Source organism: Mycolicibacterium mageritense (assembly GCF_010727475.1).
In the GTDB taxonomy this organism is placed as follows: Bacteria; Actinomycetota; Actinomycetes; order Mycobacteriales; family Mycobacteriaceae; genus Mycobacterium; species Mycobacterium mageritense.
This window is the reverse complement of record NZ_AP022567.1, coordinates 4,128,298-4,152,362: the sequence shown is the minus strand read 5'-3', so window position 1 is coordinate 4,152,362 and position 24,065 is coordinate 4,128,298. Positions and strand designations below refer to the sequence as shown.

Sequence of the window (24,065 nt, the reverse complement as noted above, 5' to 3'; positions counted from 1 at the left end):
GCTTTCGGGTCTCCTGTACCAGCCGATCTGCTGCGGTGACTCTTACAACTCTAAAACTGTCCACGCCTCCTTAGAACCCGTTTGTCACACAGTCATGTGTTCGGGGTGAGCATCATCTTGACCGCCCCGTCCTGCTTCTTCTGGAAGAGCTCGTAGGCGCGGGGCGCGTCGTCGAGCGGCAACACGTGGCTCGCGAACGAGTCGACGTCGAGCGGGTCGTCGTCGGTCAGCAGCGGCATGATGTCGTCGACCCACCTTTTGACGTTCGCCTGGCCCATTCGCAACTGCACCTGTTTGTCGAACATCGTCATCATCGGCAACGGATCCGCGTTGCCGCCGTACACGCCGCTCAGCGAGATGGTGCCGCCGCGGCGCACGATGTCGATCGCCGAATACAGCGCGTCGAGCCGGTCGAGCCCGGCCGTCTGCATCATGGGTTTCGCGACCATGTCCGGCAGGGCCGCGGTCACGCGGTGTAGCACCTGCGCGACCGGTGAACCGTGCGCCTCCATGCCCACCGCGTCGATCACCGAATCCGTACCGCGCCCGTCGGTCATGGAACGGATCTCGTCACCCACGGATCCTTCGATCGAATCGAGGTCGACCGTCGTGATCCCGTGGGCCTCCGCGCGCAGCAGCCGCTCCCGCACCCGGTCGACCGCGATGACCCGGTAGCCGAGGTGGCCGGCAATGCGCGACGCCATGTCACCGATCGGGCCGAGCCCGAGCACGGTCACCGACCCGCCGTCGGGGATGTCGGCGTAGGCGACCGCCTGCCAAGCGGTCGGCAGCACGTCGGAGAGGTAGACGAAGCGTGAATCCGGCGGTCCGGACGGCACTTTGATGTGGGTGAACTGTGCGTGCGGCACCCGCAGGTATTCGGCCTGGCCGCCCGGGATCTGGCCGTAGAGCTCGGAGTAGCCGAACAGCGCCGCGCCCATGCCCTGATCGCGGACCTGGGTGGTCTCGCACTGCGTGTACAACTTCCTGTCGCACATGTAGCAGTGGCCGCACGAGATCTGGAACGGCACGACCACCCGGTCACCGACCGACAGCGCGTCGACGGCAGGCCCGACCTCACGCACGATGCCCATGGCCTCGTGGCCGAGGATGTCGCCCTCGTGCATGAACGCGCCGAGCACTTCGTAGAGATGCAGATCCGAGCCGCAGATGTTGGTCGACGTGACTTCGATGATCGCGTCGCCGGGTTTCTCGATCTCCGGATCCGCCACGGTGTCCACCCGCACGTCGCGCCGGCCATGCCAAGTAACGGCTTTCACAGCAGTCCTATCGTTGATGTCGCACGGCGGATCGCCGTGCCGGGTATCGGCTACCCCGGTTCAACGTGGTCAAACCAGGTTTGACCACCCGAGTGGAGGGAAACTCCGCCACCACCATGGGTGAGCAACCGTTCGAGACATTCGTCGACCGCCTCGACTATCCGATGTTCATCGTCACCGCGAGCGCGGGTGACGAAATCAGCGGTTGCCTGGTCGGTTTCGCGACGCAGGCCAGTATCGACCCGCCGCGGTTCCTGGTCGGGCTGTCGCCGAACAACCACACGTTCGCGGTCGCGCGTGAGGCGACACACCTCGGGGTGCACCTGGTGAGCCGTGACGACGTCGAGCTGGCCCGGTGGTTCGGCAGCGAAACCGGTGACCGGATGGACAAGTTCGGCCGCCACCGCTGGCATCGCGGGCCCGCAAGCACACCCATCCTCGACGCCGCACCGGCCTGGTTCGTGGGCAAGATCCTCGACCGGTTCGACTTCGGTGACCACGTCGGGCATCTGCTGCAACCGGTCGACGGACACGCACCCGAAGGCCGTCCGGACTGGGTCACCTTCACCGACGTCAAGGATGTCGAGCCGGGGCACCAGGCGTGACCCGAGTCGGTGGAGATGCGCACGTTCGCCGCGTGCATGGGCCAGACTCGACACATGACCGAACCCGCCACCCGCGTCGCGGTCTACCTGGACTTCGACAACATCGTCATCTCACGCTACGACCAGGTCAACGGACGCAACTCCTTCCAGCGGGACAAGGCCAAGGGGCTCGACGAGGACCGGCTGGCCCGGTCCACCGTCGACGTCGGCGCGATCCTTGACTTCGCGTCCTCGTTCGGCACGCTCGTACTCACCCGGGCGTACGCGGACTGGTCGGCCGACGTCAACGCCGGATACCGCCAGCAACTGGTGGGCCGCGCGGTCGACCTGGTCCAGCTTTTCCCGGCCGCGGCCTACGGCAAGAACGGCGCCGACATCCGGTTGGCCGTCGACGCGGTCGAGGACATGTTCCGGCTGCCCGACCTCACCCACGTGGTGATCGTGGCGGGAGATTCCGACTACATTCCGCTCGCGCAGCGCTGCAAACGCCTGGGCCGCTACGTCGTGGGCATCGGGGTCGCGGGCTCATCGAGCCGTGCGCTCGCGGCCGCGTGCGACGAGTTCGTCATCTACGACTCGCTGCCCGGCGTCCCCACCACCGAACCGGCTCCGGAACCCAAGGCGCCCAGACGCGGCCGCAAGAACGCCGAACCGGATCCACAGGCCGAGGCCACCGCGCTGCTGACACGTGCCCTGCAGATGGGCCTGGAGAAGGACGATGTGGAGTGGCTGCACAATTCTGCGGTCAAGGCGCAGATGAAACGAATGGACCCGTCGTTCAGCGAAAAAGCTTTGGGTTTCCGGTCTTTCAGCGACTTCCTGCGCTCCCGCACCGACCTCGTCGAGCTGGACGAGAGCTCGACGACCCGCATGGTGCGGTTGCGCTGAGCGGATCACCGGACAAGACCATCGGCGGCCGCACGCGCTCTAGCGGAAAGCGCCGTTGATCACCGGCTGGGTGATCATGCCTTTCTCGACGCCCCACATGGTGGCGATGGTGCGGTACTCACCGGTGGTCATCACGTGCTCCAACGCCTGGCGCAGCGATTCCGCCAAGGCCGAGCCTTTCGCGACCGGCCAGCCGTACGGCGCGGAGGCAAACACCTCGCCGGCCGGCTCCAGCGCCCCGCCGCTGAGCTTGATCGCGAATCCGGTGACCGGCGAATCCGCCGACATCGCGTCGACCTCACCGGCGACCAGCGCGGCCGTCACCTCGTCCTGGTGCGTCCGCACGACCTTTTCGATGGCCGGCAGCCCGGCCGCCACACACGCGTCACTCTTGGCCGGGATCTCCTCGGTCTCCTGGATGACGCCGTAGGCCACGCCGACGCGCAACCCGCATGCGGCGTCCGGGTCAACCGACGACCCCGTCCGCTGGGCCCACAGCGTGCCCGCCTGGAAGTAGGTGACGAAGTCGACCGTCTCCTCGCGGACGCGGGTGTCGGTCAGCGACGACATCCCCACATCGAACTTCCCGTCGCTCACCGAGGGCAGGATGGCGTCGAAACCGGTCTCGCGAAAATCCGGTACCAATCCGAGCGTGCGTGCGACGGCCTTCATCAGATCCACGTCGAAGCCGACGATCTCGCCCGACGAATTCTTGAACTCGTTGGGGGCATAGGGCACGTTCACGCCGATCACGAGCCGCCCGGCGTCGCGGATCTCGGGCGGCACGGTGGCCGCGATCTCGGGCACGGCGCCCAGCGGCGCCTCGACCGGTCCCGTGGTCGACGAGCTGTCGGCCAGGCTGGGCGCGCTCTCGGTACCCGACGAACCGCGCAGCTGCCACACCCCCACGGCGCACACCACGGCCACCAACACCGTCGCCCCGGCGATCGCGAGCGCACGCCTCGGCAACCGCACCGCGGGCCGGGTCCGCACACGTTGGGCCGAATGCCGGCCGGACCCCGCGCCGCGCACCGGCGCGTTGAGCGCGGAGCGCGCCGCGGCGGCCAACTCGGCACCGGTCTGGTACCGCTTGGCCGGCTTCTTCGCCATGCCCTTGGCGATGACCGCGTCGAAAGCGGCCAACCGCGGATCGGTGTCCGACGGCTTCGGCGGCGGCGACACCATGTGCCCGGCGATCTGCTGCTCGAGGCTGTCGACGGGATACGGCCGCGCGCCCGTGAGACATTCATAGAGCACACACGTCAGCGCGTAGATGTCCGAGCGCGGATCGACCGTGCCGGATTCGAAACGTTCCGGCGCCATGTAGGCCAGCGTCCCGAGCGTGCTGCCCGCGGTCGTCATGCCGGCCTCGCCTGCCGTGCGCGCCAGGCCGAAATCGATGAGGTACACGAAGTCCTGGTCGGTGATCAGGATGTTGGACGGTTTGACGTCGCGGTGGATCAGGCCGGCGTGGTGCGCGGCGTCGAGCGCCATACCCACCTGCTCGATCATGTTGACCACGAACGCCGGCGCCAACGGCCGCACGGCGTTGGACAGCATGGTCCCCAGGTTGCGGCCCTCGATGAGCCGCATGTCGAGATAGAGCCTGCCGTCGATTTCGCCGTAGCCGTGGATCGGCACCACATGCGGATCGTTGACGCCCGCCGCGGCGTGGGATTCGCGCTTGAACCGTTCCTGGAACGTGGTGTCCTGCGCCAGGTGCGGCGGCAGTACCTTGAGCGCGACGATGCGGTCGGTCAGGGTGTCGAAGGCCTGATAGACCTCGCCCATGCCGCCCCGGCCGATCAGCTTCCTGAGCTGATAATGGCCAAAGGGTGTCGCGTCCACCGTTGTCCCTCTCGGCGGGCCCCCCGCGTCGATGTGTCGATCGAAGTTACATCACCGACCGCGAATGTGTCGCGAGGGACTTACTCACCCGACAGTAATTGCCGGGGTCCGTCCGCTCGGCGCAGCTCCTCGGCGACGTCGTCGGTCAGTGCTGGCCCACGCCAGGATTGGACGCGGCCGCTGGGTACCGGCGCCGGTTCAGAGGGTTGCTGCGGGGCGGCCTCGGCACTGCCCTCGGATTCGACCGTGACCTTGTGCGTGCGCTTGACGGTCACGTGGATCTCCTCGGTTTCGGTCTCCACGAACACCTGCCGCAACGGCTTCGTCGCATTGTCGATGGCCCCCGCGACGATCGGCGGCACAAACGGCTTGATCCACCGCACCGGGCCGTTGGTCACGGCCTTCGTGACGGCCTTGGTGACGTCCGGGATGGCCGGGATCGCGGGGAGGCCAGGGATACCGGTGCCGCGCTGCGGTTCGGCCTTGACGGGCAGGTTGTCGCGTTCGGCGGCCGTCAAGGCCAGGCTGGCCGCCTCGGCCTCGGCCGCGATCGGCAGGTAGACGTCGGGTTCCGGCAGCACCGCGGCCTCGATCGGTTCCGGCCGCGCCGACATGACGGGCTCGGGACGCTGCAGCCGTAACGGCTCGACCGGCGCATCCAAGGCCTCCGCGACACGGCGACGCTGCTGTTCCCGGTCGATCTCGTTCTGCGCCTCGACCGCCAGGCGGGCACTCGTGAGCTCCTGCTCGGCCCACATCTCTTCGATGGTCGCGCGCACCTCGGCACGCTTGACGGCGATCGCGGTGTCGGCTTCGAGCTCGGCACGTTCCTGCTCGGCCTGCGCGTCGTCGGCGCGCTCGGGAGTCGTCGCACCCCGCCAGCGGCGCAACGCCAACGGCAACCCACTCAGCAGCACGAAGAACCCGACCACCAGCAGCCGCAGCGCCATCGCGCCAGGATGCCCGAGCGTGTAGGAGTTCATCGCGACCCAGCGCGCACCGAGGCCACCGTCGAGCGCGGCCGCGCGGGCCTGCGCGACTGCCTGCTCGTGCGCGGCGACCTGAGCGTCGAGCGCGGCGGCTCGGCTGTCACGCTCGGCCACCGCGGTGTCCAGTTGGCGCTGCGCATCGCCGAGAAACTCGTTCGCGGTCCGGGTTTCGGGCCCCGCACCGGGCACCCCGGTGATGCGGACCCGCGGGCAGTCGGCCGACGGGTTGAATTCGCAGCGGGCCACCACGAGCGCCTCGTCGCGGTGCCGGTTGGCCTGCGCGACGGCATCATCGAGGCCCGTGCGGGCCTGGCGCGCCGCATCCAGTTCGGCCGTAGCCGCGACGACGGCCGGTGCGGTCGACGCCTGCTCGGTGAGCACCTGATCGACCGAGCCGCCGAACACCGACACCGCCGCGAGTTCGCCCGCCATCACACCGACGACAACCGCGACCGCGACGCGGCCCACCACGGCCGAACGGCCGCCGGCCACGGCCCAACTCGCGACTGCGAACAACGCCCCGAAGACGACGCCCGCGGCCACGACCGCCACCGGCGGCCACCGCGTCGCACCGGACAGCGCCAGGATCGCGGCTGCCGCAGCGAGCACGCCGCCGAGCAGCAGCACCGCAACGACAAGGGGTTCAGGTTTTCGACCGGCACGCATCACGGGCTCCAATGGTTCGGTGTTGGGGCGCGCCAAGCGGAATCCCTCACGCCGGCTGCCAATGCCGGAATCCTCTCACAGCGCCCCTGAGCGCGCTCCGCGGGCAAACGGCACCGCAGGATCGCGGCCAATGCCCGATATCGCCGGGCGGGCCGGTTACCTTGGTCGCGAGCCGGCGAAAGGGGGAGCATGCGCGTTGACGGACGGGACATCACCGTCACCGGCAGCCTGCTGCAGCCACTGACCCGGCGCACCAACGACATCCTGAGGCTGGCGCTGGCCGCGGTGTTCCTCGCGACGGTCATCACCAGCTCGCTGATCACCCGCTACGAGTGGGTCGCGCTGGAGCGGTCGATCTCCGAGATCGTCGGCGTGCTGACGCCGACCCAATCCAATCTGGTGTACCTCGCGTACGGCATCGCGATCCTGGCGTTGCCGTTCGTGATCCTGGTCAGCCTGATCCTGTCGCGGCAGTGGAAACTGCTCGGCGCGTACGCCGCGGCCGGGCTCATCGCGATCCTGTCGCTGTCGATCACCGGCAACGGTGTCGCGGCGCCGCAATGGCATTTCGACCTCAACGACCGGCTCGACACCCAGCTGTCGCAGTTCCTCGACGATCCCCGGTGGATCGCGATGCTCGCCGCGGTGCTCACGGTGTCGGGCCCATGGTTGTCGCGGCGCCTGCGCCGGTGGTGGTGGACGCTGCTGCTGGCGTTCGTGCCGATCCATCTGGTCGTCAGCGCCGTCGTCCCGGCCCGCTCACTTCTGGGTCTCGCGGTCGGGTGGTTCGTGGGCGCGTTGATCGTGTGGGTCGTCGGCACCCCGGCGCTGGAGGTTCCGCTCGACGGCGCGCTGCGCGCCATGGCGCGGCGCGGTTTCGCGGTGTCGGCGCTGACGGTCGTGCGCCCGGCAGGCGCGGGACCGCTGTTGCTCACCGCCGAATCACACGATCCCGACGCCACCGCGGTGGTCGAGCTGTACGGGCCCAATCAGCGCAGCGGCGGCGCGGTCCGCCAGGTGTGGCGCAAGCTCCGGTTCCGCACCGACGAGACCGCTCCCCTGCAGACTTCGATGCGCCGGGCCGTCGAGCACCGCGCGCTGATGGCCATCGCGATCGGCGACCTCGGGCTCGCGAGCACCTCGACCATGTCGGTGGCCGCGCTCGACCGCGGCTGGACCCTCTATGCGCACAACCCGAAACGCGGTGCCCCACTGGACTCCTGCACCGACGAGGCCACCGTCGGCCGCGTGTGGCGAGCACTGCGCACACTGCACGACCACCAGATCGCGCACGGCGATCTGCGCGCCAAGGAGATCACCGTCGACGACGGCGCGGTGTTGTTCGGCGGGTTCGGCAATGCCGAGTACGGGGCCACCGACGCGCAGCTGCAGTCCGACATCGCGCAGCTATTGGTCACCACCACGGCGCTCTACGACGCGCCATCGGCGGTGAGCGCGGCCATCGCTGCGTTCGGGCGCGACACCGTGCTGACGGCGTCGCGCAGGCTCACCAAATCCGCGGTGCCCGGGCGCGTCCGCGATGCCGTGGACCAACCCAAAGAAGTACTCGCCCAGGCCCGCGACGAGGTGATGCACCAGACCGGGGCCGACCAGATCCAGGCCGAGACCATCACGCGGTTCACCCGCACCCAGATCATCCAGCTGGTGCTGCTCGTGGCCCTCGTCTACGTCGCCTACCCGTTCATCAGCACGGTGCCGACGTTCTTCTCCGAGCTGCGCACCGCCAACTGGTGGTGGGCGCTGCTCGGCCTGACCGTTTCGGCGCTGACGTACGTCGGTGCGGCCGCGGCCCTGTGGGCATGCGCCGACGGACTGGTGAGCTTCCGCAACCTCGCGATCATGCAGGTGGCCAACACCTTTGCCGCGACCACCACCCCGGCAGGCGTCGGTGGTCTCGCGTTGAGCACGCGATTCCTGCAGAAGGGCGGGCTGAGCACCATGCGCGCGACCGCGGCGGTCGCGCTGCAGCAGTCGGTTCAGGTGATCGTCCACGTGGCGCTGCTGATCTTCTTCAGCACCGTCGCGGGCGCGTCGGCGGACCTGTCGCACTTCGTGCCGGACGCCACGGTGCTCTATCTGATCGCCGGTGTCGCACTGGGACTCGTCGGGGCGTTTCTGGCGGTGCCCAAATTGCGGCGCTGGCTCGCGTCGGCGATCCGACCCAAGCTCAAAGAGGTCACCAGCGATCTGATCAAGCTGGCCCGCGAACCCAAGCGGCTCGGGCTGATCGTGTTGGGCGCGGCGGGCACGACTCTCGGTGCGGCCCTGGCCCTGTGGGCCAGTGTCGAGGCGTTCGGCGGCGACACCTCGTTCGTCACCGTCACCGTGGTGACCATGATCGGCGGCACGCTGGCCTCGGCCGCTCCCACGCCCGGCGGTGTCGGCGCGGTGGAGGCCGCACTGATCGGTGGTCTGGCGGCGTTCGGCGTACCCGCCGCGATCGGCGTGCCCGCAGTGCTGCTCTACCGCGTGCTGACGTGCTGGCTGCCGGTGTTCATCGGCTGGCCCGTGATGCGGTGGCTCACCGAGAACGAGATGATCTGACTCTCGGCCTCCCCTAACTGAGGTCAGCGACCGAACCCCAGCACTTCGACATGGCCGTTGCGCCGGCACCAGCTCACGAGATAGCGGGCGTGCAGACCACACCACCGATAGACCGCGGGCAGGGTCAACGGCACCGTCGGGTCATGCTCGCCGCGCTGCCGGATGATCGGACCCAGATAGTGCGTCGCCACCTTGGTTGCGGTGTTGACGCCAACGCCGGCGGCCGTGGCCAACGTGGCACTGTCGGAAGCTCGGCCCGCGGCGATGGCACCGGCCATGCGTCCTGCCGTCTGTCCCTTGCGTCCCCGGAACAACTCGTACAGCGGAGGCTTGCGGGACGCCGGCGGAGTGGGGTGGGACTTCCCGACGGCGGCGTCCCGGATCAACGCAGGCAGCTCGCCGGTACCCGCCGACTTGTGGAACACCGACACCACTTCGGGCCGCAAGCGCGCCTCGTCGAGCAGATCGAGTTCCATGGAATGGCCCTGCCGCGCAAGGATCACCGGCGCCAGCCGATTTGCCTCGTGCAACACGTCGATCACGTCGAGGCCGTCGAACGTGAACTCCAGTTCCGGGTTGTTCCACACCAGATCGGCGATCACGACATCGAACCGCACCCGGCCGATGACCTGGCGGCGCACGGACTCGCGATCCTCGGCGACGTCGATCTCCCACGCCGGAAACGCGGCAGCCACTGACGGCGCGACGATGCGTCCCAGTGGGGACGCAACCAGAATGCGCAGGCCGCGATCCATAGCTAATACTCCGATATCAGGCATGATCTTGCCGACGAATTCATTGCAAGCCGTTCAGAAAACCACTCCTGACCGAATCAGGTGAGGAGCACACCTGACTCGGCTGTCCTCCGATCGGACGATAACCCCAGAAAATTTGCGCGCACGTCAGGAGGGGGCGCAATGGACGGTTCAGGCACTGGCGCGAAGCCACGGCCGGAGCTGGCGCCGCGCGAGAAGGAAGTCCTCATCGCATGGTTCCGCACCGACAGCAAGGACGGTGTGGCCCGGGCGCTGCACATCGCCCCGACCACCGTGCGCACGCACCTGCAGCGCGTGCGGGCAAAGTACGCGGCGGTCGGACGCCCCGCACCGACCAAGGCCGCTCTGGTCGCCCGCGCGCTCCAGGACGGTTTGATCCACGTCGACGACTTGTAGCCGTCGCCAGCCGTCGCTGCCGAAGTCAGCGCTTCGCAGGTCGCGGTGAGGTGCGAAGATAGGAAGCCATGGATCGCGCCGACCCCACCGACCTGATCCGCCGAGCCGAGGGCATTCTCGCGGACATCGGCAAACTCCGCGTGGAAGTCGCCGCCCAGATCCGCACCGGCGCCGACGACTTGGTGTCGCGGGCCTTGCAGTCGGCACCGATCGACAGCCTGCGTCCGTACCTGGCCCCGGGAGCCCGCATCGGCGGGCTGGCCAACTCGCAGTTTCGCACCGTCGCCGAGATCCACACCGTGCCCGCCCGCATCCTCACGCAGGTGCCCGGGGTCGACATCGCGACGGCGCAGGCCGTACAGGCCGCCGCCCAGGCTCAGGCCGACCACTTCCGCTCCAGGGTGCACCCACGGCTGGATCCCGAACGCGACACCGCGCTGCTGACCAACCTGCTCGCTCTCGCCCGTGTCGACGCACCGGTCAAGCAGTTGCGCCGCCAACTGCCCCGGGTGCGGATCCGCGGCACCGGACCGCGTCACACGCGCGAACCGCAAGTGGCTGCGGAGCCGGATCCCGCCGCCGACAAGGTCATCGAGCTGATCGACCGCATCGAGGAGGCCCGCAGCGCCGAATCCGACGTATGGGCCACCTACCGGTCCGACCCCGCACCCATCGACCGGCTACTGAACGAATTCGCGTCAGGTACAACCGATGTCGATGCCGAACATGGCTTCGTCGGCGCCGACGTCGCGGCGGAGGCAGAGCAGACCAACCTCGACCGTTCGCTGCTGCGCACGCAATTGCGCGGCTACCAACTGTTCGGCGCGCAGTACGCCCTGACCCGGCAGCGGGTTCTGCTGTGCGACGAACTGGGCCTGGGCAAAACCGTGCAGGCGCTCGCGGTCGCGGCCCACCTGGCCGCAGCCGACAAGCAGCGTCACATCCTGGTGGTCTGCCCGGCGAACCTGAGCATCCACTGGGCCGAGGAGGCCACCAAGCACACCGCGCTCACCCCCATCGAGATCCGCGGGAGTCAACGCGAGGCCCGGCTTGCCGAGTGGAAAGTCAACGGCGGCTTGGCGATTGTCACGTTCACCACGCTGCAGCGCGTCAAGCTGCCCGAACGGCCGAACCTGGTGATCGTCGACGAGGCGCACCTGCTGCGCGACCCGAAGTCCGACCGCGCCAGGGCCGTGCGCAACGTGCTGACGTCGGAGGATCGCGTCGTGTTCCTGTCCGGTGTGCCGATGCACAACCGGATCGACGGCTTCCGCAACCTCGTCGACTTCCTGCAACCCGACGTCGCAGGCAAGGTCGCCCCGAACGCCGGATCACGCGGTTCCATCGCGTTCCGCCGCGCGGTGGACCGGGTGTACCTGCGCCGGGATTACCGCGACGTCGTCGACGAACTGCCACTACGGGTCTCGACGGACGAATGGGTGCGGTTCGCCGGTACCGATCGGGAACGCTACCGGCGCGCGGTCGGCAGCGGGAACTTCACCGCGATCCGGCAGGGGGCGTGGCCGTCGGGTTCACCCGAGCCCGCCGCGAAACTCGACCGCCTGATCGAGCTCACCGCCGAGGCCCACATCAACGGTGCCAAGGTCGTGGTGTTCTCGCAGTTTGCCCCGGTACTCGCGGTGATTCGGAAAGCGCTGTCCGGCAGCATCTTCGGACCGCTCGACGAAACCGTTCCGGACCGCCAGGCGCTGGTCGACGAATTCGCCACCCACCCTGGCCAGGCCACCCTGCTCGCCCACATCGACGCCGGCCCCCTTGATCTGCACCGGCTGTCGGCCGCGCTCGTCGTGATCGTCGCCGAACCACACTGGCGGCCACGCACCGAACGACAGGTCATCGGGCGCACCCAGCGGATCAGCGAGCTGCACACCGTGCGGGTGTACCGACTGCTGGCCAGGGGCAGCATCGACGAGCCGCTGCGCAGGCTTTCGGTAGACAAAGACGCCGCGCCGCCGCATCAGGACGAGCTGGTGCGAGCCGAGCAGGAACGGTTGCGGCGGTAGCCGAAATCTGTGGGCCGGCGCACCCGCGACCGCTGGCATCCTTGATCCATGTACCCGTTGCCGCCGGCCAACCAGCGCTCGGAAGTCGATCTGGCCATCCGCATCGTGGCCGGGGTGTTCGCGTCCGCGTGCGCGACGGCCTATCTGTTCACGGTGGGAATGGTGCTGGACAGCCGATTCAATCCGAACAGCGGTGACGTCCACGGCTATGGCATCGTCTTCGGGTCGATCCTGTCCATCCCGATCGGCCTCGTGCTGAGCTTGCTCGTGCCGCTGATCTTTCCCCGCCGACTGTGGCTCAGGGCATTCCTGGTGAGCGTGCCGGTCTACACACTGCTCACGATCGCGCTGTTCGTCTTCGTGGTTTCGGAATAGGAACCGCCCGGTTGGTCTCACCAGTCACAGCTTCCGAGGATGGTGTCGTTGTGCCCGGCTGTTAGCGACAAAGTCGCAGAAACCGCCACACCCGTATCTCCAAGCCCATCAACCTATTGGCAACAGACACTCCAGACGCACTGGCGCACCCACGTAACTCCAGCCTCAGAAATCTAACTGCCCGCTTTAGCGCGACAAAGTCGCGGACAGCCAGGCACGGGACACATGAGCAACAGCACGACTTCTGAGGCTCGTCGGGCTGGTGGGATGTTTCGTGTGCGCCGCATGCGGTTCAAGTGGCCCACGAGGCGCGTTCTGCGACATTGTCGCTAACAGCCGGGCAGAACGACGCCACGACCCCCGCGGTGACAGGCGTGACACCAGTGGCACAAGTACTGCATCGAGATCGGGGGTGACGACCCCAAGGCCGTCACCCCCGACTCCGCTAGATGTCGCCGCGCGAGAAATCCGCGAGCAGCGTCGGCACCGCCGAGTCGAACCCGGAGATGTCGAGCTGGCGCGGGTCAGCCGGATCGGCGATCGAGTTGCCGGTCGCGGTCATTGCCACCACCACGAGCCGCGCGTCGATTCCCATCTTCTGGCGGTACCGCTCCAGCGCCTGTTGCGGATGGATGTCTCCGTACCAGGTCTCGTTGTCGGTGTAGATGTGGAACGTGTCCACCTTCACCCGGTGCTTGCGCGCCCAGACCATCGGCAGCGCGCAGTCCGTCGCACCCATCGGCAACCCGGCCGTGTACCGGCACACGTCGTCGAGTCGACGCCGCGGGCTGATATCCAGCTCGGTCACCGCAGTGTCCGGGTAACCCCGGCTGCCCGCGGTGAACCCGATGATGCGGTGCTGCGGCTCGGTGGCCGCGGTCACCATGGCCAGCGCCGCCGACGCCTCCCGGCACGTCACCGGCAGGCCCGACACGCGCATTCCCATCGAACCCGAGATGTCGAGTGCCAGCAGTGTCCGCTTGCCTGCCGGCCGCACCGCGCCGTAGGCCGCGTAGAACGCGGCGTCGAGCGCATCGGAGATCCGCGCGACGGGCGTCCACGAGCCCTGGCCCCGCGCACCCTGCCCGGAAGCGTAGGTACGCTGCGCCACAAGGACGTTCACGGGGTGCACTCGGGCCCGCGACAGCCGATCGGCGTCGGCCAGCTGCGCCGCCACGGTCTCGCCGACCGCGCCGGACAGCAGCCCGAGCCGGGTCAGCCGCGGCAGCTGACGCATCAGCGCCGTCTGCGGCATCCCGCGGGCGATGAGCGCCTCCCACACCGCCGGCTCGGCCAGCGCCGCGTCGGGCAGCATCTCCCACGGCACACCGTTGCCCCGCTCGACGATGCCGACCCACTCCGCTGCCGTCGACGCCGCCTGCGCGGCCTCGAAGTCAGCGATGATGGCCAACTCGCCGGGCACGACCTCGGTCTGGAGCACCGGCCGAACAGCGCTGCGCCGTCCCGCCTTGAGCTCGGCACCGGTCAACCGCACGGGCGCCTCGGCGTAGTCACCGAGACCCTTGCCCACGGCCCAGTTGACCGCCATCCGACGGGCCGGATCGACGATCCCGCCCGGGCTGGCCAGCCGCAACAGGTCACGGTGGCTCCAGCCACCACGCTGCCGGTACTTCACCAGCTGGTAGGCCAGCTGATCGACAGGCCGATCGGTGTACCACGCACCGACCGCGCGACGCAGCGTCGGGCCCCACCCGCGGAACTGCTCGACGTAACCGGCGAACAGGAACAGATGGGTTCCGGTGCGCGCCACCCGCGGCAGCGCAGCCAGCGCCGCCCGCCGGCCGTCGACGTCCTCGGCAGAGGCCGCGATCGCCAGCGCGAACAGGGCCGGGTTGGCCTTGGGCGCCCGGCCGGCCTCCGACACCTCGACGATGCGGTTCACCAGGCCAACCGGGTCGGCCGCGGCGGCCCGCAGCACGACGTCGGCGTTGTCCCGGGTCAGCTCGCGGTCGCCCGTGTAGTAGGTGCCTCCATCGGTACCCAGGGTGAGGAAACGGTGCACCCGGGCCCAGTCATCGACCGAAAAGGTGTAGCCACCAGCGGCATTGCGCACCTGCTCCGGCTTCGCGGCACGCGACTGTGGCGTCCAGCGCACGTTGATCGTCTTCAGAATGTCCATGGGGCTACTCCTTTCGTTGTCGAGCTTTACGGGTCAGCCGCGAGCGTGTGAGGCGTCAACCGGACTCGCAGCAGGCGAGACTGCTGCGCAAGGGAATCGAACCTTTGAAATACACCAGATAACCGACCGACTTCCGGCCCGCGGCAATGTAGTTGTGGGCCAAGCGATGTGGGCGTGTGAAGCATCGACCGGAAAAAGCGCTCTGCCACTGAGCTACCGCCCGAGGGCGGGCGGGATTCGAACCCGCGACCTCTCCATCCGTAGTGGTAACCGATCAACATCCGGCTCACATCACCGGCCTCGCAGAACAGTACGCGCGCAAATGCCGGAAGGCCAGCGAATTATCGGAGCACTGTTCGAGAGGACGGACGATGGCGGCAAAGAAACTGTGCGCCAAGTGATGTGAGCGTGTGAACGCCAACCGGAAGTAAAGAGCTCTACCAGACTGAGCTACCGCCCCAGGTAGGGCGGGCAGGATTCGAACCCGCGACCTCTCCAGTAACAGTGGTAACCGATCAACATCGGCCCACATCACCAGGCCCGCAGTACGGTACGCGGACACCACCCGGTTCGCGACTGATTTTCGCGCGCCCGACGGCCGCTACCGTGAAAGAGATACATCCGAACGAAAGGAAGTCAGCAGTGGCCAAGAATCGCTGGAACGACCTGTCCCCCACCGCCAAGGCAACGATCGTCGGCCTGGCCGCGGTGGACGCCGGGCTGCGCGCCTGGGCCCTGCGCGACCTCGCGGGCCGTGATGCCGATCAGGTCAACGGACCAAAGTGGCTGTGGGGCAGCGCTCTCGGCGTGCTGAGCACCTCGGGCGTGCTTCCCGCGGCGTACCTGGTGGTCGGTCGCAAGTCCTAAAATTCGATGCGAGGCCCGCCGCCTGGTTCCTACGATCGGGCGGTGATGGCCCACGTCAGCCGAGGATTGTCCGCGCTGGCGGACCGACCTGTCACGGCCACAGCGGTGGGCGCGCTCGGGGTGTCGACGTCGGGATTGTTCGTGGCGTTGTCGGCCACGTCGCCTGGCACGGCATCGTTCTTCCGGTGTGTGTTCGCCCTGCCCTTGCTGGTTCCGCTCGCGCTGGCCGAACGACGCCGCCGCGGCGCACCGACCGCTCGTCAACACGGGTGGGCGGCAGGCGCCGGAGTGCTGTTCGCGGCCGACGCGCTGTTGTGGACCCAGGCGATCTACGAGGTGGGTGTCGGGCTGTCCGCCGTGCTGGTAAACACGCAGGTGGTGATGGTGCCGCTGCTCGCGCGGGTGATCGACCGCGAGCCGCTGAGCGCTCGGTTCGTTTCACTGTTGCCGGTAGTGGTGCTCGGCACGGTGCTCACCGGCGGCGTCTTCGAGACCGGGGTGACCGGGACGGCACCCGTCGCCGGAACCGTGCATTCGGCGTTGGCGGCACTGTGCTATTCGGTGTTCCTGTTCCTGCTCCGACGCGGCGGGCCGGACCGGCCGCCGGTCCAGTCGTACGTCACCATCATGGTGTCCGCCGCGGGCGCGGCCGTGCTCGGCGGCGCGCTGTGGGGTGGCGTCACGCTCGCACCCGGCTGGGGTCCGGCGGGATGGCTTGTGCTGACGGCGATCTGCGGGCAGGTATTGGGCTGGTTGCTCGTCGCGCTGGGCAGCCCGTTGCTCCGAGTGGAAGTCGGCTCGGCGCTGCTGTTGTTGACACCGGTCGCCGCGCTCGTGCTGGCCGCGGTGGTCCTCGGCCAGATCCCGTCGGCGTTGCAGGTGACGGGGTGTGTCCTGATCCTTGGCAGTGCCTACCTGATCACGGCGCGGCCTACTTGAACACGAACACCGGGCCACGCGGCTGGAACGGCAGCTGGGCACCTTGGGGAACGAGGTATGCATGCTCCCTGCGGATGCGCAGCGGGTCACACCAACCATCGGTGATGACGAGCACCGGCGCGGCCGCCGGGAAGTCTTCTGCGTTCTCCAGCAGCGTGATTGCGGGCTGCAGCACCGTGCCGCCGCGCCCGGACAACCGCACGCGCCCGGCGAGATCATCGGGTGACAGGTAACCGGCGTCGTAAGGTGCGGCGTCACAGTAGACGACTCTGGCGGCGACGACATCGCGGCTCGCCGCGTAGGAGGCGATGGCGCCGAGCGCTTTTCCGAGCAGACGGCGGTCCATCGATGCGGAAGTGTCGAGCACGACGCCGAACGTGGCACGTGCCGCGAGCTCACCGGGCAGATACCGGCCGGGCCGGGGGATGTCGGGGCTGGCGGTCTGGCGTCGAGATGGCCTGGCATAACTGTGAATTGGCTGGGCTGCGGGAACGAACTCCTCGAACCACTGCGCGAGCTTGGCGTCCCACGGCAGTGGAGGTTGCAGCAGCGCCTTGATCTCCTCGACCAGCCCGGCGGGCAGCAACCCCCGGCCCAGGCCGGTCTGGTAATCGAATCCGGTCAGCAGGGCGCGGCGATAGAACTCGTCGAGGCCGGTGCCGTCGTTGATCCGTCCGGGCAGCGAGTGCGGCAGCATGTCGGGTTTGCCCTTGCCGCCCATGGTGGCCAGGCGGCGTAACCGGCGCAGGTCGGTGACAATGCGGTCGTAGACCTCCTCCGCAGTGAGCCCGGCCAGTGCGGCGTCGTGCAACGCTCCGGCCGGCATCGCCCCTACCTGCATCTCGATCAACCACCCGTTGATCACGTAGTCGCAGGCGACGTTGAACAGGTAGGGGTCACGGCGGCCGATGCGGTCGGTGTGCCGCAGCGCGGCGTGCAGCATCTCGTGAGCCAGCACGAACCGCCATTCGTCCTCGTCGAGTGCAACGTGCGGGTTGATGTAGATCTCCCCCAGCCCCGGATCGACTGCGGCGACGCTGATCTCCGCGCTGCGCGCCACAGCGCTGTCGGCCACGATCCGCATGCCCGACGCGATGCCCCCGAGCAACGGGTACGACGAGACGAACCAGCTCAGTGCGCGGTCCCACACCTGTCGGCGCAGCCCGGACTCAGCGTCGGCGCCGCCCGCGACGTCCACGGCGTGCGTCACCGCGTCGGCCAGGCCTGCGGCGAAGACGTGTTCCCAACCGGGATGGTGCCCATGGTGGTGCGTGCACTGCGTGTGCCGGAAGTCGGAACCCACGGCAGTCGTGCCGATCCCGCGAAACTCGTCGGGCACGCCGTCGCGACGCCACCGCCGTTCCAGCACGCCCCGGTCGTCACGTGGCATCTCGGGCAGCAACATCGGCGGACGACCGATGTCCAACCCTTCGAGGAACCGGTTGACTTCGACGCAGGCGACTGCGACGGTCACGGCGTCCGGAAGCGGAGGCTGACGCTCAGTAGCGCAGTGGGCGTGCCCGAGACCGAGATGCAGCAGAGCGTGGGCCAGCACCCACTGCCATTCGGCGGGCTCCAGCCGCCGCTCGGTGTTGACGTACAGCAACCCGGATGCGCTCACCACGGCGAAGTCGGTCGACGACAACTGCAGGGTGTTCGGCCCGGCCGCGGTCGGTTCCCGCATGAGCCTGCGGAACGCCGGATGTGCCCGCAGCACCTGACCTGCGATGTCGAGGTTGCTCGGCGGGTGCGGCTTTTTCGCCTTGCGACTCATTGGCGGGCTTGGGCCAAGCGTGGCACGTCGCGGGCCACCTCGACCAGGAACCACGGCGGCAGGTCACCACGGTCGGCATCATCACCGGCCGCCAGGACCGCCTGAGCGATCTCGAGCGAGAGCTCGGCCAGCTCGACGATGAGTCCTTTTGCCTTGAACGCCAATTGCTGCGCAGCCGCCGAACCGTGGTCTCGACTGGCGGGCAGCTCCTTGACCAGCCGAGCCCGCAGCGCATCGGCGAGGTAGTACAACAGGTCTCGGTCTTCGGGGCGCCGCGGCCAGCCCGCGTCGCCCTTGAGGATCGCCTCGATGCCGTACTGATTGCGCACGATCTTGGCCCACCCGCAGAAATTGCCTGCGTGATTGGCCGTCAAGGTGCCGTGGGCCAGTACCTGCAGCACTTCCGGCGCGATGTCCGGGCCCCACGAGTGCAGCGCATCGGACAGCATGTGCCAGGAGCGGGGCGTGGAGAACGGGGCCTCGATCTTGGGAGCCGCCGACCACAGGTGGTCCGGCCGCTCGGTCAGATAGTCGATGACCCACGGGTGGATCGCCGACTGTACGGCCCACTGCAGCCAATCGGTGGTGCTGGCCCTCAAGTGCACGTGCACGAGCCGGTTGGCCAACGCGCTGGCCATCGGTCGCGCGAGCGCGTTGTCGGCCGCGCGGTTGCCCGCACCGATGACGATGCTGCCATCCGGCAGTTCGTAATTACCGATCCGGCGGTCCAGGATCAACGAGTAGAACGCCTTCTGCACATCGGCACTCGCGGCGTTGAGTTCGTCGAGGAACAGGCAGTAAGGCTCATCCCGCGCAATGGATTCCGGTGGGCAGAACCGGGACCGGCCGTCGACGATCTGCGGCACCCCGATCAGATCCTCGGGAGCCAACTGGGTGCCGATCATCGTGACGCACTCCAAGCCCAACGACTCGGCGAACTTCTGCACGAGACTCGACTTGCCGATGCCCGGCGCACCCCACAGGAACACCGGCCGCACCACCGCGACATGCAGCAATATCTCCGGCAGCTGCGCCGGCGTCACAGTGAACGACGATTCCACTAACTCGATCTCCCCCGAAGTGTCGATGACACTTTGCCCGCAACGGGCCGGGCCTGCAAGCGATTAACGCTCCGCGGGCGGGGTCTCAGGTGTCGACGGCGGCTGTGACGGGCGACGCTGGATCCGCAGAGTCGTCGTCGGCGTCTGAAGCTCAGTGGTCGGCGGGGCGGCCAACACCCGGGTCGAATCCTCTTTGAGCCGAACGATTCTCGGTACGGCAGCGGCTTGCGGCTGGCGCACGATGGTCGGCGGCGCGGAGATCTCCTCGGTGGCCGCAGGCGGCGCCGGGGGCGCCGGGTTGGCGCGGGTGTCCCTGCGCACCAGATAGCCCGCCAGCGGGCCGGTGAACAGCATGACGGCCAGCACGACGAGGCTCAGCACACCCACGACGACGTCGAAGGTGCTGGTGATCTGCTGGGCCAGGTTGTTGCCGTAGATCGCGGCGGGCGCCGGTGCGGCGTAGCGGGGCGCCAGCGCCACGCCGATGGCCAAATCGGCGACCGTGAACACGAACAACACCGCACTGAACGCCGCGGTCACGGTCACCGACGTCACGCCTTTGCCGAGTTGGCGGTGCAGCCACCGTGCGATGTAACCCGTGGCGAAGCTGAACACCGCCATCGCGACGCTGTCGTACAGCGCCCGCGGCAGGTCGAGCGACAGGGCGATCAGGTAGTCGACGACACGCAGCGCGGCCGCCGCGAAGGCCCAGAACGCGATGAGCGTCAAGCATTTCTGCGCGGCACCGCGATACGCCCCGATGGTCGGCGGTTTGATGAGGAATACGGCGTACAGCGTCGTCGGTGCGACGATCGCGGCGGCCGCGGCCCACGCGAGATAGCCCTCGTAGCCCACAGCGGCGGTCGAGGTGTTCTGCGCGATGCCGTGGAACGCATCGATGTCGCGGCCGATGCCTGCGATCCACACCAGCGTGGCGGCGATCGCCCCCGAGATACCGATCGCGGTGGTGGCCAGCCGGGCCGCGGCGGTCCTCTCGGTGAGCCAGCGCGACGCGATGACGAGCGCGATCATCGCCTCGGCGCCGTAGAGCAGGGTGCTGACGATGACGGCGATGTCGTGACCGCCGAAGTCCACCTGCGTCACGAAGAGATACCGCAGCCGCCAGTACAGGTTGAACGCCACCGACAGCGTGGCCAGTGCGATCGAGAGGAACCCGATCACTCGCGCCACCGCGTACCAGCGGCGAAACTTGTTGTCTTCGATCGTGATCGACGTGAGGGGCGGCTGCGCGGCCAGCAATGCGCCCGCGACGCCCAGCAGCATGCCCGGCCCGACGCCTGGTGGCACCGCGCCGGTCCCACCGTTGCGGACCGTCTGCACCACGTGATAGCCCACGAAGACGATCACGACCACCAGGTAGGCGACGCTCAACACGAGCCGCACCCGGCTGGTGCGCCGGACATCGGGAGACGGCGCGGCGAGCCGGAACGGGCCGAGGTGCGGCGCGAGCGCGGCCGCCACGGCCAGCAAGGTCACAACCCCCAGCGCACCGAACATCGACCCGTCACTGGCCGGCACCCCGACCCCGAATTCGATGTTCCACGGCACCAGCAGCGCCAGGAGCAGGAGCGCGACCGCAAGCCCGTCGCGCACCCGATTGGTGCGGGTGGGCACATAGCCGACGCGCGGGGACCGCGCCACCACTGGCGCAGCCGTCGTCGCCACCTGCACGGTGGCGGGCGCGTCGTAACGCTGGTCGCTCACGTACCGATTCCCTTCTATGAGTGCCGTCGCAAGGCGATTCAACCAGCGTGCTCACTTTTGCCCCCACGCACAAGCAGCGCACACCGCAGGTGCTCTCGATCACCGAGGCGCGACAAAGCTGTGCGGTAGCTTGGAAGCGTCGAAAACACGCAGCGCTCGGTGCGTCGGGGAGGCAATTGAAGCGCGCCGGACGAGAGCCGTCACGACGCGGAAAACATGCGTGAGACAAGGAGAGGAACCGTGGACGTAGTCCTCGGGGTGGCGGTCACCGGACGGGTGGCGCGACTGGCGATGATCGGGTCGCCTTCGAGTGGCGGTCAAGTGCTGGACCAGTACGCCCTCGACCTGTCCGACGACGGGCTGACCGAACTGGCCGACACCATCGTCGGCACCTATCGCGAGGTGACCGAATCGGGCAACCGGGTCGCCGCGACGCGCCTGTGCCTGCCCGACCTTTCGACCGCCGACACCCTGCGGCAGACCGTCACGCGAGCGGGCGTGCAGAACGTCGAGGTGGTGGCCGAGGCCGAGGCCGCCGCAGCGCTGGCGCGCAGTGCCGGCGCGGACGCGGCGCTGTTGCTGGCCGATGACGACACGGTGTCGCTGACGGTGGTCGGCGAAGACGACGAAGCCACGTCGACGCTGGCGTCGGTGCCGATCGGAGCCGCCGGAGCGGCAGTGGCGTGCGCTTCGGTCCTGCAGCAGGTGCCCGCAGCCGACGCTCCCCTGCGGGTGATGCTCGTCGGTCAACGGCTCGACCTTGATTCCGTTGCCGCGGAACTGCGTTCGACAGCATCGGTCGAAGTGCCGCCGGACGCGGGCTACGCGATCGCGCGCGGTGCGGCGCAGACCGCCGACGATTCCGGTTTCACACCGGCCGGTGCGGCGACCCAGATGGCACCCGCGGCGGCCGACGCCACCCAGATGGCACCGGCGGCCGAGGCGACCCAGATGGCTCCCGCCGCGGCCGACGCCACGCAAATGGCTCCCTCAGCCGACGCCACGCAGATGGCTCCCGCGGGCACTGCGGCCACCGAGGGCGCAGTCGGACCGGACCTCGCGTACTCGCAGGAAACCGACGCCGAACCGTGGGTCGACGAGATGCCGGTCGAGCCGCTGGGCGAGTTCGTGCCCGAGCAGGACGACGAGGCCCCCTACACCACAGCCATCGCCCCGCCCGCACCACGCATGCTGCTCATGGGCAGCGCGGTGATGTTCCTGGTGATCAGCTTCGCGACGCTGGCTGTCACAGTCGCGATCACGGTCCGGCCGACGGCTGACGTGAGCGCCCAGCCGGCGACGGCCACCCAGTCGGACACCGTGCCGGGCCGCTACCTGCCCCCGGTTCCGCACGAGCCCGATCCGGTCGCACTGCCGGTCTCGGTGCTGACACCGCCGCCCGCGGCACCCGCAGCACCGGCAGCACCGAACGTGCGCTCGGGCACGGGCGACCGACCGGTCAATCAGGCCCCACCCGTCAATCAGGCACCGCCTGCCGCGCCTGCTCCTGCCGTGCCGGCACCCGCGCCCGAAGTTCCGCCTGCGCCGATCCCTGCGCCCGTACCGGTGCCCATTCCGATCCCGATTCCGCCGGTCATCGTCTCGCCGCCGTGGACACCGCCGTGGGTGACACCGACAACGCCACCCACGACCACCACCACGCCACCGATCACCACGACGACGCCTCCGACGACCACGACCACACCGCCGACGACGACAACAACCCCGCCGACGACCACGACACCGCCAACCACGACGACGGTGCCGACGACGACGGTGCCGCCGACCACAACGACGGTGCCGACGTCGCATTCGGCCGAGCCGGTGATTCCCGCTGAGCCGCCGAAACAGCAGGAGCCGTCCTACACCGCACCGGCGCCCGTCTACACCGCGCCGGCCCACGAGCCGGTGTCTGAGGCTCCGGCGGCGCCGCTGTATCCGCAGGTGCCGTCGGGCGGGAGTTCGTCGTCAGGCGGCTACGAGTCGTCGAGCGGTGGCAGCTCGAGCGGTGGCTCGGGATCAGGATCGGGTTCGGGTGACTCGCCGGTGACGACGGTTCCGGTCAGCCCCTGATCGTCGGTTGAGACGCGGGCGGCGTCAGGCGAGCGGGGCGACCGGCTGGGGCGCAGCGGGGGCGACGGGAGCCGGAAGCGGCGCAGGCCCGGGCAGCACCGGCGCCGGTGAACCCACATGCTCGGCCGGCGGCTGCACCACGGCGACCGGCCTGGACAGCGGCGCCGGAGTGGGGGTCGGCGACGGGGTCGGCGCTCCCGGTGTGGCGGCGCGGGCAGCGTCCGTGGCCCAGCTGGCCTGCAGTTTCTGCGCGACGAATGTCGCGCCCTGGGTGACGAGGCCGGCCTCCGAATACGTGTTGTGCGCCGCGAAACTGCGGCCCGCCGGATCGCACACCAGGTCGTTGTCGACACACAGATCGACGGACTTGGTGACGTAGTCGGGGCCCACCACGACCGGCGGATCGTTGAGCACCTTCATGAACCGCGTCGACGGCTTGCCGAACAGCGCCACGGCCACCACGTGGTCGGCGATCTCCGGCGGCATGGGCGCAGGCACATCCGCGGGCGAAACTCCGTCGGGGACGACGCTGGCGGTGACGAAGCCCATGACCGCCGCGCCCTGCGAGAATCCGCCGAGCACCATTTTGGTCTGCGGACAATTCGTGGCCGTGGAAACAATGCGAGCGCGTGCGTCGGCAATTCCTTGCACGGCGGTCGGGAAATCGGTGGTGGCGGGGTAATCGACGGCGTACACGTTCAGCGATTTCGGGCTGATCTGCGAACGCAGCGATTCGACGAACGCATCGCCGGTGGGACCGACGCCCGGCAGTTCGGTGGTGCCACGGGCGAATATCACCTCGGCGTCCGGGCATGGGGCGGCCTGCGCGGCCGGGATGGCCGAGCTGTGCACCACGGACGTTGCCGCTGCCGCGACGGCGATCAAACCGGCGAGACCAGATTTACGCACCGACTCATGCTGACACAGCATTTCCTTACGCGCGCGGCGAGAATATAGAGGCATAGAGATTCCACAAGTTCCAGAGAAAACCCTCAACAACGCAATTCCTGGACGTTGCGAATTCGCCATGATCGACGGCCGTGCGCCAAATGACACGATGCCGATGCGGATGCC

Annotated in this window: 17 protein-coding genes and 1 pseudogene; 9 read left to right on the top strand and 9 right to left on the bottom strand. The window is 68.6% G+C overall.

Going from position 1 to position 24,065, the window contains the following annotated elements:
* Positions 1-92 precede the first annotated feature (92 nt).
* A complete protein-coding gene (locus G6N67_RS20025; protein ID WP_036429364.1) occupies positions 93-1,280 on the bottom strand; it encodes a zinc-dependent alcohol dehydrogenase in 1,188 nt (395 codons plus the stop codon).
* Between the two features lie 116 nt (positions 1,281-1,396).
* Here G6N67_RS20025 and G6N67_RS20020 point away from each other — a divergent pair, with 116 nt between their 5' ends.
* On the top strand, positions 1,397-1,885 hold the full coding sequence (locus G6N67_RS20020; protein ID WP_036434510.1) for a flavin reductase family protein: 489 nt from the start codon (positions 1,397-1,399) through the stop codon (positions 1,883-1,885).
* 54 nt (positions 1,886-1,939) lie between these two features.
* On the top strand, positions 1,940-2,773 hold the full coding sequence (locus G6N67_RS20015) for an NYN domain-containing protein (protein ID WP_036434513.1): 834 nt from the start codon (positions 1,940-1,942) through the stop codon (positions 2,771-2,773).
* A 39-nt stretch (positions 2,774-2,812) separates the two neighbouring features.
* Here G6N67_RS20015 and stpK7 read toward each other — a convergent pair whose 3' ends face one another.
* Both stpK7 and G6N67_RS20005 read right to left on the bottom strand, forming a co-directional pair.
* Positions 2,813-4,621 carry a serine/threonine protein kinase StpK7 gene (gene stpK7 / locus G6N67_RS20010; RefSeq protein WP_036429365.1) on the bottom strand — a complete coding sequence of 603 codons (1,809 nt, stop codon included), beginning with the start codon at positions 4,619-4,621 and terminating at the stop codon, positions 2,813-2,815.
* 80 nt (positions 4,622-4,701) lie between these two features.
* Complete coding sequence (locus tag G6N67_RS20005) at positions 4,702-6,276, bottom strand: DUF4407 domain-containing protein (protein ID WP_081812416.1); 1,575 nt, start codon at positions 6,274-6,276, stop codon at positions 4,702-4,704.
* Positions 6,277-6,465: 189 nt separating this feature from the next.
* Between G6N67_RS20005 and G6N67_RS20000 the strand changes: the two genes are divergently transcribed.
* Positions 6,466-8,841 carry a lysylphosphatidylglycerol synthase transmembrane domain-containing protein gene (locus G6N67_RS20000; RefSeq protein WP_036429366.1) on the top strand — a complete coding sequence of 792 codons (2,376 nt, stop codon included), beginning with the start codon at positions 6,466-6,468 and terminating at the stop codon, positions 8,839-8,841.
* A 23-nt stretch (positions 8,842-8,864) separates the two neighbouring features.
* Here the strand turns inward: G6N67_RS20000 and G6N67_RS19995 are convergent, their stop codons facing one another.
* Positions 8,865-9,596 carry an MSMEG_1198 family transcriptional regulator gene (locus G6N67_RS19995; protein ID WP_036429367.1) on the bottom strand — a complete coding sequence of 244 codons (732 nt, stop codon included), beginning with the start codon at positions 9,594-9,596 and terminating at the stop codon, positions 8,865-8,867.
* Positions 9,597-9,788: 192 nt separating this feature from the next.
* On the opposite strand from G6N67_RS19995, the pseudogene G6N67_RS19990 reads away from it, so the two are divergent.
* From G6N67_RS19990 to G6N67_RS19980, 3 genes and pseudogenes are all read left to right on the top strand, one after another.
* A pseudogene (locus G6N67_RS19990) lies at positions 9,789-10,013 on the top strand (LuxR C-terminal-related transcriptional regulator); the annotation flags it as partial.
* Positions 10,014-10,081: 68 nt separating this feature from the next.
* Complete coding sequence (locus tag G6N67_RS19985) at positions 10,082-12,037, top strand: DEAD/DEAH box helicase (RefSeq protein WP_036429369.1); 1,956 nt, start codon at positions 10,082-10,084, stop codon at positions 12,035-12,037.
* A 48-nt stretch (positions 12,038-12,085) separates the two neighbouring features.
* The gene (locus tag G6N67_RS19980; protein WP_051578482.1) at positions 12,086-12,412 is read left to right on the top strand and encodes a hypothetical protein; all 327 of its coding nucleotides are present in this window, start codon (positions 12,086-12,088) and stop codon (positions 12,410-12,412) included.
* Between the two features lie 445 nt (positions 12,413-12,857).
* Here the strand turns inward: G6N67_RS19980 and G6N67_RS19975 are convergent, their stop codons facing one another.
* Complete coding sequence (locus tag G6N67_RS19975; protein ID WP_036429370.1) at positions 12,858-14,552, bottom strand: TROVE domain-containing protein; 1,695 nt, start codon at positions 14,550-14,552, stop codon at positions 12,858-12,860.
* Positions 14,553-15,194: 642 nt separating this feature from the next.
* On the opposite strand from G6N67_RS19975, the gene G6N67_RS19970 reads away from it, so the two are divergent.
* Both G6N67_RS19970 and G6N67_RS19965 read left to right on the top strand, forming a co-directional pair.
* Positions 15,195-15,419, top strand: a complete 225-nt coding sequence (locus G6N67_RS19970; RefSeq protein WP_036429371.1) for a hypothetical protein — start codon at positions 15,195-15,197, stop codon at positions 15,417-15,419.
* A 45-nt stretch (positions 15,420-15,464) separates the two neighbouring features.
* Positions 15,465-16,358, top strand: a complete 894-nt coding sequence (locus G6N67_RS19965; RefSeq protein ID WP_036434519.1) for a DMT family transporter — start codon at positions 15,465-15,467, stop codon at positions 16,356-16,358.
* On the opposite strand, the gene G6N67_RS19960 is transcribed toward G6N67_RS19965, so the two are convergent.
* The 3 genes from G6N67_RS19960 to G6N67_RS19950 all read right to left on the bottom strand — a co-directional run bounded on the left by G6N67_RS19960 (position 16,351) and on the right by G6N67_RS19950 (position 20,918).
* Positions 16,351-18,132 carry a vWA domain-containing protein gene (locus tag G6N67_RS19960; protein WP_051578483.1) on the bottom strand — a complete coding sequence of 594 codons (1,782 nt, stop codon included), beginning with the start codon at positions 18,130-18,132 and terminating at the stop codon, positions 16,351-16,353. The genes G6N67_RS19965 and G6N67_RS19960 overlap by 8 nt on opposite strands.
* On the bottom strand, positions 18,129-19,175 hold the full coding sequence (locus tag G6N67_RS19955; RefSeq protein WP_197747924.1) for an AAA family ATPase: 1,047 nt from the start codon (positions 19,173-19,175) through the stop codon (positions 18,129-18,131). Before G6N67_RS19955 ends, G6N67_RS19960 begins: the two co-directional genes overlap by 4 nt.
* 81 nt (positions 19,176-19,256) lie before the next feature.
* Positions 19,257-20,918, bottom strand: coding sequence for a DUF7937 domain-containing protein (locus G6N67_RS19950; protein WP_036429373.1), 1,662 nt, complete (start codon positions 20,916-20,918; stop codon positions 19,257-19,259).
* Between the two features lie 240 nt (positions 20,919-21,158).
* On the opposite strand from G6N67_RS19950, the gene G6N67_RS19945 reads away from it, so the two are divergent.
* Positions 21,159-22,991 (top strand): DUF7159 family protein, encoded by a 1,833-nt coding sequence (locus G6N67_RS19945; RefSeq protein ID WP_036429374.1) that lies wholly within the window; start codon positions 21,159-21,161, stop codon positions 22,989-22,991.
* Between the two features lie 24 nt (positions 22,992-23,015).
* On the opposite strand, the gene G6N67_RS19940 is transcribed toward G6N67_RS19945, so the two are convergent.
* Positions 23,016-23,900, bottom strand: a complete 885-nt coding sequence (locus G6N67_RS19940) for a cutinase family protein (RefSeq protein ID WP_036434524.1) — start codon at positions 23,898-23,900, stop codon at positions 23,016-23,018.
* Positions 23,901-24,065: the final 165 nt, after the last annotated feature.

Coding starts and splice junctions, on each gene's coding strand:
- G6N67_RS20020 (WP_036434510.1), top strand. CDS start 1,397: ATGGGTGAGCAACCGTTCGAGACATTCGTCGACCGCCTCGACTATCCG.
- G6N67_RS20015 (WP_036434513.1), top strand. CDS start 1,940: ATGACCGAACCCGCCACCCGCGTCGCGGTCTACCTGGACTTCGACAAC.
- G6N67_RS20005 (WP_081812416.1), bottom strand. CDS start 6,276: ATGCGTGCCGGTCGAAAACCTGAACCCCTTGTCGTTGCGGTGCTGCTG.
- G6N67_RS20000 (WP_036429366.1), top strand. CDS start 6,466: ATGCGCGTTGACGGACGGGACATCACCGTCACCGGCAGCCTGCTGCAG.
- G6N67_RS19995 (WP_036429367.1), bottom strand. CDS start 9,596: ATGGATCGCGGCCTGCGCATTCTGGTTGCGTCCCCACTGGGACGCATC.
- G6N67_RS19985 (WP_036429369.1), top strand. CDS start 10,082: ATGGATCGCGCCGACCCCACCGACCTGATCCGCCGAGCCGAGGGCATT.
- G6N67_RS19980 (WP_051578482.1), top strand. CDS start 12,086: ATGTACCCGTTGCCGCCGGCCAACCAGCGCTCGGAAGTCGATCTGGCC.
- G6N67_RS19975 (WP_036429370.1), bottom strand. CDS start 14,552: ATGGACATTCTGAAGACGATCAACGTGCGCTGGACGCCACAGTCGCGT.
- G6N67_RS19965 (WP_036434519.1), top strand. CDS start 15,465: ATGGCCCACGTCAGCCGAGGATTGTCCGCGCTGGCGGACCGACCTGTC.
- G6N67_RS19960 (WP_051578483.1), bottom strand. CDS start 18,132: ATGAGTCGCAAGGCGAAAAAGCCGCACCCGCCGAGCAACCTCGACATC.